The organism is Viridibacillus sp. FSL R5-0888 (assembly GCF_038009105.1).
GTDB lineage: Bacteria > Bacillota > Bacilli > Bacillales_A > Planococcaceae > Viridibacillus > Viridibacillus arenosi.
This window is the reverse complement of record NZ_JBBPAU010000001.1, coordinates 921776-936613: the sequence shown is the minus strand read 5'-3', so window position 1 is coordinate 936613 and position 14838 is coordinate 921776. Positions and strand designations below refer to the sequence as shown.

Genomic DNA, 14838 nt, shown 5'->3' with positions numbered 1-14838 from the left:
GTAAAAAAAGAATGACCATGCTGCGTCGCTTGGTCATTCTTTTTGTTTTAAGATTTTAGGTTATTTAATTCTTCCTCAGTTAACTCGCGGTATTCACCAAGTTCTAATTGCTCATCTAATTTTAATGACCCCATTGAAAGACGCTTTAAATACGTCACTTTTTTCCCAACCGACTCAAACATACGCTTCACCTGATGAAATTTTCCTTCTGAAATTGTCAATTCAATTTCAGATGTAGGACCAGCATTTAATATAACTAGTTCGCCAGGTTTTGTCATATAGCCATCTTCTAGCATTACTCCTCTAGAAAATGCTTCAATATCCGCCTCAGTTACTTCACCATCAATTTGCGCATAATACACTTTTGGAACATGCTTTTTCGGTGACAATAAATTATGTGTCAATCCACCATCATTTGTGATCAACAGTAAACCTTCTGTATTTTTATCTAAACGTCCTACAGGGAACGGTTCAAAATGTGCATGAAAGGGGTCTAGTAAATCGATAACCGTCTGATCATGCAAGTCTTCTGTTGCTGAAATAACACCAGGTGGCTTGTGCATCATTAAATAAATGAATTCTTGATAATGCACACGCTCTCCTAATACTGACACATTTTGTTTTACAGGGTCTACATGTTTTGATACATCTTTTGCTACTTCGCCGTCAACAGTTACTGCTTTCATTTTCAGTAACTGTTTAACTTCTTTACGCGAGCCGTAGCCCATATTGGATAGTAATTTATCTAAGCGCATTTTTTCCTCCTACATGCCAAGCTTGCGTGAAATTCTTGTAATTCGTTCCCCTAATAATTTTTGGGCTAGGCCCACTCTTAGAGAACAATATCCGTATACAACAATTCCAACTGTTGCACAAATCGTTAAGTATAGTAGTGCTTGCCATTTAGTTTCTGCTACACCCATTAACAATAATAATTTATGGACGATGATAACAGTAGCAGCCATTATGGCAGTTAAAAGGGTGATTAAGATTGATCGTCTAATAACAACAAATGATTTGTAATTTAACGCTTTTTTCAGGACGACCATATTGATGCCGATTGATACAGTATAGCCAATCGCTGTCGCTATGATTGCACCTTTTGCTTGGAATGCTTCAATCAGTGGTATATTGACGATAAGTTTTACTAATATCCCTGTTAATAAACTGAAGACAATCCACTTTTGATAATCGATTCCTTGTAATAAGGCTGCTGTCACTTGGAAAAAGGCAAATAAAATCGCTACTGGTGCGTATGCTGCTAAAATACTCGCACCCATTGCATCATTTGAATATAACAAATGATAAATATCTTTAGACAGTATAGAGATTCCAACTACAGCTGGTAAAGTGACAAATAATAAAATTTGATACGTTTTATCCATCGCTTGAATAAGTTGTGTATGCTCTCTGTTTGTGAAATACTTTGTAATTGTTGGTATTAAAGCCATCGAAAAACCTGTTGCAAGCATGACTGGAATAATAACAATTTTATGCGTTGTAAAATTCAGCATACTCAAATATAAATCCGTTACACTCGATAAACCAATGTTCCCCATAGCTGTATTAAATGTTAGCATATCAACTAACTGGAATAGTGGGTTTGCCACCCCAACAAATACAAATGGAATGGAATAACGAATGACTTCGGAATAAATTTCTTTATACGATAACTTACCAGAAGAAACACTTTGAGAAAGCTTCAAATCAAACTCCGGTTTTAATCGTTTCCAATAATAATAGAGAATCAATAGTCCTCCCAGTGCTCCGATAAATGCAGAAAACACCGCAAATGAAATAGCTGTCTCTGCTAATCCTCCAAATACTTTCACTATTAAAAAAGATCCTATTAATAGCGCAATAATACGCACAATTTGCTCAATCAATTGTGAAATAGCAGTTGGTTTCATATGGTCATAACCTTGGAAAAAACCACGAACTAAACTCATAAATGGTACAACAATAAGCGCGAAACTAACCCAGCGAATAACTGATGCTATTTGAGCAACAGAAAAAACTTGCTCTTCATCTTTAATAACTAAATGTGCAATCGGCGTTGCTAATAAATAAAGGACTAAAAAGGATAAAAAACCAGTGATTGTCATGATGATTAAACCAGACTTCACAAGTTTTCGCCCTGACTCATAATCACCTATACTATTGTATTTCGATACAAATTTTGAAACTGCAATTGGTGCGCCTGAAATCGCCACCGAAAGCATTATTGTATATGGAATGTAGGCATACGAATATAACGCAACATTTTCTTGCCCTATGATGGCGTAAAACGGGAATACGTAAACGAGGCCAAGTAATTTCGATAAAAACATGCCAATGGTCAAAATGGCAGTGCTTTTCATTAATGATGACATACAACCCTTCCATTCTTCGTAAATCTAATGAACCTAAATGATAGTTTACAACTCAAAGAACAATTACTCAAATAGTTTATTTAAATCATGTATAATAAATAAAAAAAGAAAGTGAGTTCACATATATGTATGACGTCATAATAATCGGTGGGGGTCCCTCGGGCCTAATGGCCGCAATCGCTGCTGGCACTGAAAGAAAAAAAGTATTACTGCTTGAAAAAGGAACAAAATTAGGTAAGAAATTAGCTATCTCAGGAGGCGGTCGCTGTAATGTCACAAATCGCCTACCTGTTGAAGAAATCGTCAAACATATTCCAGGAAATGGTCGATTCTTATACAGCCCTTTTACTGTTTATAACAACGAAGATATCATTGCCTTTTTTGAAGGCTTAGGCGTCGCTCTAAAAGAAGAAGATCATGGGCGTATGTTCCCTGTCTCCAATCGTGCGCAAGACGTTGTAGATGCTATGATTAACGAATTACATCGCTTAAAAGTAGATGTTCGATTAAGTACAACCGTTAATAAATTATTAATGGATGAGAACAAAATTCTAGGCGTACGCTTAGCAAATGGTGAAGAAATACTTTCAAATGCAGTCGTAGTAGCAGTTGGTGGTAAAGCTGTACCACAAACAGGTTCGACAGGGGATGGCTATCCTTGGGCTGAGAAGGCCGGTCATACTGTAACAGATCTCTATCCAACAGAAGTTCCTCTACTTTCAAACGAAAACTTCATCCGCCTTCGCGAACTACAAGGATTAGCATTACGTGATGTAGCTGTTTCCGTGCTAAACAAAAAAGGCAAACCTTTAGTAACACATCAAATGGACATGCTTTTTACCCACTTCGGTTTAAGTGGACCTGCCATTTTACGCTGTAGCCAATTCGTCGTAAAAGAAATGAAGAAAAACGGTGGTAACCCAGTTACTATACGCATTCAATCATTAATGGATTACAACGAAGAATCTGCATTCCAAATGCTCTTTAAACTGGCAAAAGATGAGCCGAAAAAAGCATTAAAAAACGTGTGGAAAGGTATTGTACTTGAGCGCTGGCTATTATTCCTACTTGAGCGTGCTGGTCTAGATCCACAATCTATTGGAGCTGATCTTGCAGCAGAAAAAACACGTTTATTTGCAAAAGAATTGGTCTCATTTGAAATGACTGTGAATGGTACACAACCATTAGAAAAAGCTTTCGTTACTGGTGGTGGCGTTTCAGTAAAAGAGATTGAACCTAAAACAATGGCTTCCAAAAAGAAAACCGGTCTTTATTTCTGTGGTGAAATTTTAGATGTCCATGGATATACAGGCGGATACAATATTACTTCTGCACTTGTAACTGGGCGAATTGCTGGTATGAGTGCTGCTCAATTATGAACTAGCTCCAATTTTTTTATTCTTCCATTATTAAAGCCATTATTTCGATTTCACACGAAATAATGGCTTTTTATGTTATTTATACGAATTTTTTATAAATCGCTTTTTTATGGAAAAGAATAAGTATAGACTTTACAAACCTAAATTTTTAGCAATGATTACTTTCATAATTTCATTTGTTCCTGCATATACAGATGCGACAGGTATATCTCGATATCTTCTAGCAATCTTATACTCCTCCATATAACCATATCCGCCATGTAATTGCATACAATCACTGGAGATTTGCCGAGCAGATTCTGTTAACCAGTATTTCGCCATCGATACTTTTGTAACAATATCTTTTCCAGCTATATGATCTTCAATAAGAGCATCGAGGAATGATTTTCCTAGTTCAATTTTTGTCGCAATCTCAGCAATTTTAAATTGTGTGTTTTGGAAAGATGATATTGATTTTCCAAAGGCTTTACGTGACTTTATATACTCCAAAGTTGTCTCCAACATATCCTCTGCAGCTATTTGTGCTGAAATAGCAACAACTAGTCTTTCTTGCTGCAGTTTTTCCATTAGATAACTAAAACCTCTCCCTTCTTCACCTAATAAATTACTTACAGGGACTCTACAATCTTCAAAATATAATTCAGCTGTGTCTTGTGCATGAAGTCCGACCTTATCTAATTTACGACCTTTAGTAAAACCAGGTGTTCCTTCTTCAACAACTACTAAACTAATACCTCTATGTTTTGGCTCAGCGTGAGGATTTGTTTTAACAACTACAACAAATAAATTTCCATTAATACCATTTGTAATAAACGTCTTTTGGCCATTCAACACATAATAATCACCTTCTCGTGTAGCTGTCGTTTGAATATTTGCTAAGTCTGATCCAGTTCCTGGCTCTGTCATTGCAATCGCCGTAATAGTATCGCCCGTCACACAATTCGGCAACCACCGCTTTTTTTGTTCCTTTGAAGCAAATGACTCAATATACGGAACAACAATATCATTATGTAGGCCAACTCCTACTAAACTAGTTCCTACACGTTCTAACTCTTCTGAAATAATAACATTAAAGCTAAAATCTAAACCAAGACCACCAAATTCCTCTTCTACTTGGGGACATAGAAAGCCCATCTCAGCAAGACTCTTCCAAAATGCAATTGGAATTATTCGATTTTTCTCCCACGTATCATAAAAAGGTGCAGCTTCTTTTTGTAGAAACTTTCGAAGCGATTCTCTGAACATCTCGTGCTCTTCTGTTTCAAATCTATATCTCTTCATAAATATCCCTCCTTACTCTATACGTTCAATAATAGTCGCATTTGCCATACCCATTCCTTCACAAATGGAAAGTAACCCGTAGCGACCACCTGTGCGTTCTAATCGATTCATTAAAGTCACTAAAAGCTTCGTTCCAGTAGCTCCTAATGGATGACCAAGTGCAATTGCCCCACCATCAGGATTTAACTTTTCAGGGTTGGCACCTACCTCTTTCAACCAAACTAATGGAACTTGCGCAAATGCTTCGTTTACTTCATATGTGTCTATTTCATCTATTGTAAGACCTGCTTTTAAAAGCACTTTCTTGGTCGCCTCAATTGGTCCAGTTAACATTAGTGTTGGATCTGATCCTGTAACACTTCTAGCAACTATACGGGCTTTTGGCTTCAAACCAAGCATATCTGCTTTTTCGCGAGACATCAGAAGAACAGCTGAAGCTCCATCACTCATCTGACTTGCATTACCTGCAGTGATAGTTCCATTCTCATCAAAAACAGTCTTCAACTCACCTAAAACTTCCACAGTAGACCCTTCACGAGGCCCTTCATCAATCGCAAAACTCTTTGTATCTCCATTTTCTAATTGAACATCTACCGGCACAATTTCTTTTGTAAAATGCCCATTTTCTATTGCCTCAAATGCTTTTTTATGACTTTCTGATGAATATTGATCAAGCTCCTCACGTGTTAAATTCCATTTTTCAACCATTCGTTCCGAGGACAATCCCTGATTTATAATCTCGTATTTTGCAGTTAATTTCTCGCTTGGTTTTGCTTCTCTTATATTCGAAAACATAGGTTCTCGTGACATACTTTCTACTCCTCCAGCAATGACGATATCCATATCGCCTGAAGCAATAGCTTGTGAAGCAAAATGAACTGCCTGCTGGCTTGACCCACATTGTCGATCAATCGTGACACCCGGCACGTGAATTGGGAACCCAGCAATTAGTGCCGCTGTTCGCGCAATATTACCAGCTTGTTCCCCTGATTGTGTTACGCACCCTAAAATAACATCATCGACTTCAGCTTTTTTTATACCTGTACGTTTCACAAGTTCATCAAGCAAAACTGCTGCCAGCTCGTCTGATCTATAGCCAGATAGAAACCCCTTTCTTCTGCCTACCGCTGTCCGTACTCCATCTACAATTACAACTTCTGTCATTTCAAACCCCACCTTTTCTATTTATTAATAACCAAGAAACTCAGCTTTTCGTTTTTCTACAAAAGCTGCTTTTCCTTCTCTGAAATCTCTTGTTTGAAACACAATAGATTGGCCATATGCTTCCATTTCTAAAATATTTTCCAAGGATACGTGTGTAGCTTGATGCATGATTCTTTTAGCAATACCAAATGACTTTGTAGGACCTTCTGCCAATGAAACTGCAAGTGCTCTACCTTTTTTCACAGCTGTTCCATCTGCAACAACTTCGTTGATCAAGCCATATTCCAGCGCTTCATGGGCCGTTATTTTTTTGCCAGTGAACACTAATTCCGCGGCTTTATGCATGCCAATCTTTTGTGGAAGGAAATATAATCCCCCCATATCAGGGATTGCTCCTACTTTTGCGAAAATCTCTGAAAATATGGCACTTTCATCCGCAACGATCAAATCACAGCAAAAAGCAATATTACACCCTGCTCCAACTGCTGGACCATGAATCGCTGCAACAACAGGCTTTTCCATATTATAAATACCCGTAATTGCCTCATGCCCTTTTTGCAAAAACTCTTTAACTGCAACTGTATCAGTGGTGTCGATTCCAAAGTCTTTCAAATCACCACCCGAACAGAAACCCCTTCCGTTTCCATATAGTAAGACTGCTCGTATATTCTGATCATTTTTTGCCTCCGTTACCGCTGCGGCTAAATCTGATACTAATTCATAATTTACAGCGTTTAACTGATCTGGCCGATTTAACTCAATTTCATAAACCCCATCTTTAAATCTAGTAATAACTGTAGACACCAAATTGTTCCTCCTTTAACGAGGTCTAATGCTAAGACACGTTTACCATACTGAGTCATGTTGTAGTTTGTTGATTTAAATATTCATCACGTATCACGCGCTTCAATATTTTACCTGCTCCGCTTTTTGGCAACTCCGATAGAAATTCAATTGATTTTGGTACTTTATAATTTGAAACTATTGGACGAATGGAAGTAAGAATCTCCTCTTCTGTCGCAACAGTATCTTGTTTTAATACAACAGCAGCTCTGACAACTTCTCCCCACTGCTCGTGAGGTACACCAAATACCGCGCATTCTAACACAGCCGGATGGCTTGATAGTGCTTGCTCTACTTCCACTGAATACACATTTTCTCCACCCGTAATAATCATGTCTTTTGCTCGGTCAACTACATAGAAAAATCCTTTTTCTTCTTTATATCCCATGTCTCCAGTAAAATACCATCCATTCCGAAGAGCTTGCGACGTTTCCTCAGGCAAATTCCAATAGCCCTTCATGACATTGGGACCCCTTGCGATAAATTCGCCCACTTGACCAATTGGTACCTCATTACCTTCGTCATCCACTACCTTCATTTCGATGAACTGAACAGGTTTCCCACATGAAGCAAGACGCTTTTCCTCTTCCTTCGTCCCATTAATAATATGATCTTTCGGCTTCAAGAGAGTCAGAACCGGAGATGCCTCGGTCATGCCATATGCCTGAAACAACTGCGCGTTAGGCAACATTGTCATGGTTTTTTTTAATAGTCCCGTAACCATAGGTGAAGCACCATATAACATTAACCTAAGTGAAGACGTATCATATTTCTCGAAATCTGCTGAATGAAGTAGCATATTAACCATCGTGGGCACTAACATAACAGCTGTCACCTGTTCTTTTTCGATGACATGCAATACATCTTTCGGTGTAAACTGGCGCACCACCGTGTGTGCTCCTCCGGCTAACGTTACCGCAAAAGTAGATGCTTGGTCCGCAAGATGAAACATAGGTGCCGCATGCAGATAAATATCACTTTCCATATATTCAAAATTCAAAGCAACATGAAGTGCATTTGACAGCAAATTTTTATGTGTTAACATGACGCCTTTGGAGCGTCCAGTTGTCCCTCCTGTATAGAACAAACCAGCTACATCCTCTTCCTGTACGTCTTCGTAGACAAGCTCTTCTACGGACTCCTCATCAAGCAAGACCTCATACGAGAGTATATCTAAGTACTCATTTAGCTCTGAGGCATCTCGATTTTCAGACAAAATTACATGTTTGATACCAGATACTCGCTTTTTCAGCTCGTCAACAATAGGTAAAAATTCTTTGTTGACGTATAAAATCTCTACCCCTGCATCATTTAGTACATAGGCGTTCTCTTCTAAACTAAAACGCGTATTCAGCGGCACAACGATTCCGCCCATTGCTGTTATACCGTATATCAATTCAAGATAGCGAAAATCGTTCAGCAGAAGTAAGGCGATACGCTCTCCTTTTTTCACGCCCAATTTTTTTAGAGATTCTTTCAGTTTCGCAGTCCGTCCCTCTAATTCCTTATAACTATATCGATGATGCCCGTCGACAACAGCCAGTTTCTCTGGACAATTTCTAACCGTACTAAGTAGACTTTTTGTTAGAATCATTATCTTTCACCTCGGTATAAGTTTTTTTAACATCTAATTGTTGAAAAAAAGAGTCCCTTCAAATCCGCTCCGGCTGCCACTTGATAGGCGCCTATACTCAATTTATATAGTTATTTATTCATTAATTACTTTTAACTGTCTCTCGCAGTTGAAACTTCATCAATTTCCCAGAAGTATTGCGAGGCAATTCGTTTTCAAATAGCACTTTTCTTGGAATTTTATAACCCGATAAATTCTTTCTACAATAAGCTTCCAACTCTACAAGATCTATCGTCTCTCCATTTTTTTGTACAATAACAGCCGTCACGACTTCTCCCCACTGCGGATCGGGTGTTCCAATGATTGCGATATCTGCAATTTGTGGATGTGCGCTTAACACGTTCTCAACCTCAACAGAGTAGACATTTTCTCCACCTGAAATAATCATGTCTTTACTTCTATCAACTATAGAAATGTATCCTTCGTCATCTTTTACGCCTAAATCCCCGGTGTATAACCAACCATCTCTTAACGTGCTTGCCGTTTCCTTAGGCTTTTTATAATATTCTTTCATAATCGTACTACCTTTAAGAATAAGTTCTCCAACTTCACCTGCCTTTGTTTCAAGTCCATTAGGTGCAACGACTTTCACTTCCGTTAACAACAAGCCGTCCTTACCAGCTGACCCAACTTTTGTCTTATGTTCCTCCGGAGATAAGAAAACACCTGTAGGACCTCCCTCTGTTAATCCACATAAGCTGTAAAAATTATGCGTTTTGAAAAATTTGATACATTGATTGACTTGTTCAGCAGACATAGGTGCTGCACCATAAGAAAAACGGTTTATAGATGAAACATCATATTGATCTTTATCCGTATATTCAAGCATTAATTTATACATTGTTGGAACTGCGAAAAAGTTCGTGATTTTATATTTCTCAATGTCTCTAAATATAGCTGCAGGGTTAAATTCTCGGTGTATCACGTTAAATCCACCTACGAAAAAACTACTTGTTAAACATATTACTAGCTGCGCCGCATGATATAACGGTGCAATATGAATAAATTTTTCCTGCGCGTTGTAACCAAACGTTCCAATCATCCCCACATTTACATTTGTCACACGTTGATGGTCAAATAGTGCACCCTTTGGATTACCCGTAGTTCCTGAAGTATACAAAATATGAAGGTCGTCCGTACCGTTAATTTCAATAGATGGCTCAGAAGTATCCTTAGATAAGATAGCTTCAATTGACAAGTTTCCTTCGATGCTTGGCGTTTCAACAGTAATCACTTGGCGGATAGCAGGGATGCCATTTTTAGATGCTTGAATTAACTCTTCATAGTCTTGATCACAAATGACAAGGACACTGTCAGACTGATTCAAGATGTAATTCGCTTCTCTTTCAACTAACCGAAAATTCATCGGCACAATGACTGCCCCTATTTTGGCGCATGCATAATAAGAAATAGCGAAAAAATCGGAGTTTTTCATCATAAGAGCCACTTTTTCTCCCTTGTTCACTCCTAAGTCAAGTAAACCGTTGGCAAAGCGGTTCACAGTTTCATTAAACTCGCCATAAGTATATGAACGGTCTTCATAAACAACTGCCATTTTATGCGGGTGTCTTACGGCATTTTGCGCTAAAATATTTACAATGTTCATCTATTAAATCCTCCAATACAATATAATTGAACATTCAGAAATTTGATTAGTCATTATGAGATAAGGCAATGATGTCCGCTCTGTTCCTACTGATTCATCGCTTAACGTGGTGACATTCGAATTCCACCATCTAGACGAATCACTTCACCGTTTATATACTCATTTTCAATCATGAATAGTACCAATGATGCGTATTCAGTCGGTTTTCCAAGACGTTTTGGAAACTCGACCATGCTTTCCAATTTCTCAACCACTTTTTCTGACAAGGTCTCTGCCATTGGTGTACGGAACAAACCAGGCGCAATCGTATTAATACGAATGCCAAAAGAAGATAGGTCGCGCGCAACTGGCAAAGTCATTCCTGCGACTCCAGCTTTACTTGCACCATAAGCTGCCTGCCCCATTTGCCCGTCAAAAGCAGCTACTGATGCCGTGTTAATAATAATCCCACGTTCGCCTGCATCTGTAAGAGGTTCATTTTTCGCCATTTCTGTCGCTGCTAATCTCAGTACATTAAAAGTCCCATTCAAATTGATATCTATCACTTGTTTAAAGTTTTCTAAAGGCATTGCTCCAGAACGGCCTAATGTCTTTTGAGGAGTTCCGACACCTGCGCAGTTCACACAAATATGCACCCCTCCAAATGTCTCAATGACTTTCACAATTCCAGCCTGTACAGATGCATCGTCCATAACATTTACAAGCGCGTAAACAACGTTTTCACCCAATTGTTCACAAGCCTGTTGTGCTTTTTCTTCATTCAAATCAAAAATGACTACTTTTGCTCCTCTTTCTACTAAACTTGTAACCGTACCAAGTCCTAAACCAGAAGCTCCACCTGTAACAATTGCTACTTTATCTTTTATATTCATGTTCTCCACTCCAATTCTTTTATTGATCAAAATTTGCTGCCTTCACCGATAGAATTCCTTTTATAAAGCAATAGTTTGAACTACTACTGATTGAGGTTAATATCCTTCAAAAACTGGTTTTCGTTTTTCTGTGAAAGCAGCTAATCCTTCTGCCATATCGTATGACTTTGTATGCGCTTTCAACGATAGCAATTCTTGTTTCAATGCGATTTCTACAGGTTGCTCCAATCCATCCGTTACAAGTTGTTTCATCTTGCGAAGGACCAAAGGACTTTTCTCCGTAATTTTGTCTGCAATCTCTTGTACAGTAATTTCCAATTCCTCAGAACTAACTACTTCTTGGACAAGTCCGTATTCCTTCATTTCAGCTGCACTAATAAATTCTCCAGTGAACAGTAAGTACTTCGCACGGTTAACACCAATTTTTCGTGGCAACTTTACAGCGCCACCTGCTCCAGGTAACACACCGAAATTAGCATGAGCATCTCCGATTTTCGCTTTTTCAGACGCAATCACAAAATCGGCCGTCATCGCAAGCTCTAGACCGCCCGCCAATGTAATACCGTTTAATGCAGCAATTAAAGGTTTACTCAACTTTTCTAACTTCCCAAAAAGCTCTTCACTTAAATCTAATAAGCCAGGTTCCTTTTGATACTTCACCTCAAGGTCTTCCAGTAGTTCCTTTAAATTTGCTCCTGCACAAAATGCTTTCCCCTTGCCTGAAAGTACAACAACACGGATGTCATCATCGTTTTCCGCTTGGACAATTGCCTCCTTCAAAGCCAGCAATAAAGCTTTTCCTATTGAGTTCATTTCGTCTGGGCGGTTTAAGTAAATCCATGCTGTTTGTTTACGTTTTTCATAAATAATTGGTTGATTGCTCATTGTAAATTGCCCCCCTTTATTTAAATACGCCTTGTTCTTTCCATTCTCTAATTTGATGCTCACTAAATCCTTGTCCTTCTAAAATTTCTGCTGTATTTTCACCGACAGCTGTACCTACATGCTGATAAATTGGTTTAGCTGATGAAAATTTGATTGGAGTAGCCATTTGTTTTTGACTAGAGCCATCTGCTTTCGGGACATCTACAATCATTCCCCTTGCTTGGAGTTGTGGATGATCGCACGCTTCAGCAAACGTTAATACTGGTTCCACGCATGCCTCTAAATCTTCATCAAACACGGTAAGCCATTCTTCATAATTCTTTGTTAAAAAGACTGCTTTAATTTCTTTCTTAAACATGCCTTGGTCCTCTGCTTGTTCACTCATCCCCAATTCAAATAATTCCGATTTCCCAAGAGCCTCGCAAAGTATTTTTTTAAAGGGTGGCTCAATGCTACCAACGGAAAAATATCGTCCGTCTTTCGTTTCATAGAAATCATAAAATGTGCCACCATTTAACTGCATTTCTTCTGGTTGTGGCTCGATTCCTCCGACGAGATATCCCGATCCATATACCGCATTCATTGAAAAAGCAGCATCTGTCATACTTACGTCGATGTATTGCCCTTCTCCAGTCTTCTCCCGATGAACAACAGCTGCCAATATTCCAATAACCGAATGCAATGACCCACCCGCTATATCCGCAATTTGGATACCCATCGTTGTCGGAACTTTTCCTTTACGACGTGAGTAGTCCATTACACCAGCCACTGACAAATAGTTATTATCATGCCCTGGTCGATTGCGGTAAGGACCTGTTTGACCGTATCCTGTCAGCGAACAGTAAATGAGTTTAGAATTCACCTTCTTTAGTGATTCATAATCAAGACCTAAACGCTCCATAACACCCGGCCTAAATTGTTCAATAACGATATCGTATTCGGCCACTAACGTTTTAATGATTTCCACTGATGCCGCCTGCTTCAAATTTAATGTCAACGATCGTTTTGAGCGATTTAAATACCCGTGGGCAGCAGACAAATCATCTTTGTCAAAAGGTGGTGTAACTCTGATTAAATCGACTCTTGTTGAGGACTCTACCCGAATTACTTCAGCACCTAAATCAGCGAGCATCATCGTGGCATACGGTCCCGGCAATAAGGTTGAAAAGTCTAATATTTTCAATCCATTTAATATGCCCATTATCGATTAACTCCCCTTCTTTTCTTATTTTCCAAAAATACCTCTACTAATAATCTCTTTCATAATTTCAGAGGTACCTCCAAAAATCCTTTGAATTCTAGCATCCACAAAAGCTCTAGAGATTGGATATTCCCGCATATACCCGTATCCTCCGAATAATTGTAGGCAACCGTCTACGATTTTCCCTTGTGCTTCAGTGCATGTAAGTTTAGCCATACTTGCTGTCTCAGTATCAAGTTCTCCTCTTTCTAATAAATACAGACATTCATTAACAAACGAACGATTCACTCTTGCCTCCGTCTTCATTTCTGCAATGCGAAATTTAGTATTTTGAAATTGACTAATTGGTTTTCCAAATGCATTGCGTTCACTTACATAAGTGATGGTTAAATCTAGTACTCCTTCCATTGCTCCTTGGGCTCCTATTGCGATTGTTAACCTCTCCCTTGGAAGTTCCTTCATTAATGTTATAAATCCTCTATTTAATTCTCCTAAAATTGCTTCCTCCGGAACTAATACGTCTTCTAGAAACATTTCAGATGTGTCACATGCATGTAATCCTATTTTTTGAAGGTTTTTCCCTCGGCTTATACCTGAAATTGATAAATCTACAATAAATAATGTTGTTCCTTTTGATGCAGGTACTTGGAAATCTGTTTTAGCAACAACAATCACGAAATCACAAAGTTGGCCATTACTAACAAATGTTTTCGAACCATTTATAACGTAAGTTGATTGAACTTCATCAAACCGGGCTGTTGTTTGAATTCCTTGAAGATCACTTCCAGCTCCGGGTTCAGTCATTGCAATTGCACCGACAAGTTCACCAGTAGCCATTTTTGGTAGGTAGTAATTTTTTTGCTCTTCATTTCCTGAGCTCAATATGTAATGAGCAATAATATTAGAATGGACCGATAAATTAACAGCAATTGCTGCATAACCTAAACGATTCAACTCATCGATCACTGTTACAGAATAAGCGAAGGGCGCTCCTGACCCACCGTATCTTTCTGGAATATCTATACATAACAGCCCTTCATCCCCTAGCTTTCTCCATAATTCACGAGGGATTGATCCACTTTCTTCCCACTTACTATAGTCAGGTTCAATCACTTTCTTTGCTATGGATTGAATGGATTTACGAAATAAAAACAATTCATCTGCTTGATATAACTCACTCATTGTCATATATAATTCTCCTTTACACTTTGACGATGCCAGACACCTCGACCTTTAGTACGCTTTTTTCATTTTGATTGTATGTTGTTAATGAGATCGTAATAATTTCTCCTCTTCTTTGTCTTGAACCATATGAAGAATTTCAATTGGCTCTGATTGAAATTTCTGCCTGACTACGAATTCATTTAATCTCAACAAAACCACCTTCTTCCGATAAAACTTTGGCTTTACTTTATATAAGCAAGACCCATGCCAACTTTATTTTTCATTGATATCCCATGAATATTGAGTGATTTGTAAAATACATATGTACATAGTCGTGAACACATTTCCGTAAATAAATGATGCATGTTAACAAATAAGTGTTAACTGCACACTGTTTTGTTATAATATTTATAATAATCAGAATTTTATAAGTGGAGG

12 protein-coding genes are annotated in these 14838 nt (G+C 38.4%); 1 reads left to right on the top strand and 11 read right to left on the bottom strand.

All coding sequences use genetic code 11. The features are described 5' to 3' along the window. Positions 1–47: 47 nt before the first annotated feature. Together MKY02_RS04660 and MKY02_RS04655 are read right to left on the bottom strand one after the other, a co-directional pair. On the bottom strand, positions 48–755 hold the full coding sequence (locus tag MKY02_RS04660) for a pseudouridine synthase (RefSeq protein ID WP_340710716.1): 708 nt from the start codon (positions 753–755) through the stop codon (positions 48–50). Positions 756–764: 9 nt separating this feature from the next. Beyond that, the gene (locus MKY02_RS04655) at positions 765–2372 is read right to left on the bottom strand and encodes a putative polysaccharide biosynthesis protein (protein WP_038187970.1); all 1608 of its coding nucleotides are present in this window, start codon (positions 2370–2372) and stop codon (positions 765–767) included. 125 nt (positions 2373–2497) lie between these two features. Here MKY02_RS04655 and MKY02_RS04650 point away from each other — a divergent pair, with 125 nt between their 5' ends. Beyond that, the gene (locus tag MKY02_RS04650) at positions 2498–3751 is read left to right on the top strand and encodes a BaiN/RdsA family NAD(P)/FAD-dependent oxidoreductase (RefSeq protein ID WP_038187974.1); all 1254 of its coding nucleotides are present in this window, start codon (positions 2498–2500) and stop codon (positions 3749–3751) included. A 132-nt stretch (positions 3752–3883) separates the two neighbouring features. Here the strand turns inward: MKY02_RS04650 and MKY02_RS04645 are convergent, their stop codons facing one another. From MKY02_RS04645 to MKY02_RS04605, 9 genes are all read right to left on the bottom strand, one after another. Then, a complete protein-coding gene (locus MKY02_RS04645; RefSeq protein WP_340710713.1) occupies positions 3884–5032 on the bottom strand; it encodes an acyl-CoA dehydrogenase family protein in 1149 nt (382 codons plus the stop codon). 12 nt (positions 5033–5044) lie between these two features. Further along, positions 5045–6196, bottom strand: a complete 1152-nt coding sequence (locus MKY02_RS04640) for a thiolase family protein (RefSeq protein ID WP_038187981.1) — start codon at positions 6194–6196, stop codon at positions 5045–5047. Positions 6197–6220: 24 nt separating this feature from the next. Continuing rightward, positions 6221–7000, bottom strand: a complete 780-nt coding sequence (locus MKY02_RS04635) for an enoyl-CoA hydratase/isomerase family protein (protein ID WP_168170702.1) — start codon at positions 6998–7000, stop codon at positions 6221–6223. A 55-nt stretch (positions 7001–7055) separates the two neighbouring features. Next, a complete protein-coding gene (locus MKY02_RS04630) occupies positions 7056–8633 on the bottom strand; it encodes a long-chain-fatty-acid--CoA ligase (protein ID WP_340710709.1) in 1578 nt (525 codons plus the stop codon). A gap of 121 nt (positions 8634–8754) precedes the next feature. Then, positions 8755–10278, bottom strand: coding sequence for a long-chain-fatty-acid--CoA ligase (locus MKY02_RS04625; protein ID WP_038188006.1), 1524 nt, complete (start codon positions 10276–10278; stop codon positions 8755–8757). Positions 10279–10379: 101 nt separating this feature from the next. Next, a complete protein-coding gene (locus MKY02_RS04620) occupies positions 10380–11150 on the bottom strand; it encodes a 3-hydroxyacyl-CoA dehydrogenase (RefSeq protein ID WP_340710707.1) in 771 nt (256 codons plus the stop codon). 96 nt (positions 11151–11246) lie between these two features. Further along, positions 11247–12035, bottom strand: a complete 789-nt coding sequence (locus MKY02_RS04615; protein WP_038188016.1) for an enoyl-CoA hydratase/isomerase family protein — start codon at positions 12033–12035, stop codon at positions 11247–11249. Between the two features lie 16 nt (positions 12036–12051). Continuing rightward, positions 12052–13236 carry a CaiB/BaiF CoA transferase family protein gene (locus MKY02_RS04610; protein ID WP_038188021.1) on the bottom strand — a complete coding sequence of 395 codons (1185 nt, stop codon included), beginning with the start codon at positions 13234–13236 and terminating at the stop codon, positions 12052–12054. Positions 13237–13260: 24 nt separating this feature from the next. Further along, on the bottom strand, positions 13261–14424 hold the full coding sequence (locus MKY02_RS04605) for an acyl-CoA dehydrogenase family protein (RefSeq protein ID WP_235175761.1): 1164 nt from the start codon (positions 14422–14424) through the stop codon (positions 13261–13263). Positions 14425–14838 lie beyond the last annotated feature (414 nt).

Excerpts from the sequence above, each read along its gene's own strand:
- MKY02_RS04660 (WP_340710716.1), bottom strand. The coding sequence starts at position 755 with ATGCGCTTAGATAAATTACTATCCAATATGGGCTACGGCTCGCGTAAA.
- MKY02_RS04655 (WP_038187970.1), bottom strand. The coding sequence starts at position 2,372 with ATGTCATCATTAATGAAAAGCACTGCCATTTTGACCATTGGCATGTTT.
- MKY02_RS04650 (WP_038187974.1), top strand. The coding sequence starts at position 2,498 with ATGTATGACGTCATAATAATCGGTGGGGGTCCCTCGGGCCTAATGGCC.
- MKY02_RS04645 (WP_340710713.1), bottom strand. The coding sequence starts at position 5,032 with ATGAAGAGATATAGATTTGAAACAGAAGAGCACGAGATGTTCAGAGAA.
- MKY02_RS04640 (WP_038187981.1), bottom strand. The coding sequence starts at position 6,196 with ATGACAGAAGTTGTAATTGTAGATGGAGTACGGACAGCGGTAGGCAGA.
- MKY02_RS04630 (WP_340710709.1), bottom strand. The coding sequence starts at position 8,633 with ATGATTCTAACAAAAAGTCTACTTAGTACGGTTAGAAATTGTCCAGAG.
- MKY02_RS04625 (WP_038188006.1), bottom strand. The coding sequence starts at position 10,278 with ATGAACATTGTAAATATTTTAGCGCAAAATGCCGTAAGACACCCGCAT.
- MKY02_RS04620 (WP_340710707.1), bottom strand. The coding sequence starts at position 11,150 with ATGAATATAAAAGATAAAGTAGCAATTGTTACAGGTGGAGCTTCTGGT.
- MKY02_RS04615 (WP_038188016.1), bottom strand. The coding sequence starts at position 12,035 with ATGAGCAATCAACCAATTATTTATGAAAAACGTAAACAAACAGCATGG.
- MKY02_RS04610 (WP_038188021.1), bottom strand. The coding sequence starts at position 13,236 with ATGGGCATATTAAATGGATTGAAAATATTAGACTTTTCAACCTTATTG.
- MKY02_RS04605 (WP_235175761.1), bottom strand. The coding sequence starts at position 14,424 with ATGACAATGAGTGAGTTATATCAAGCAGATGAATTGTTTTTATTTCGT.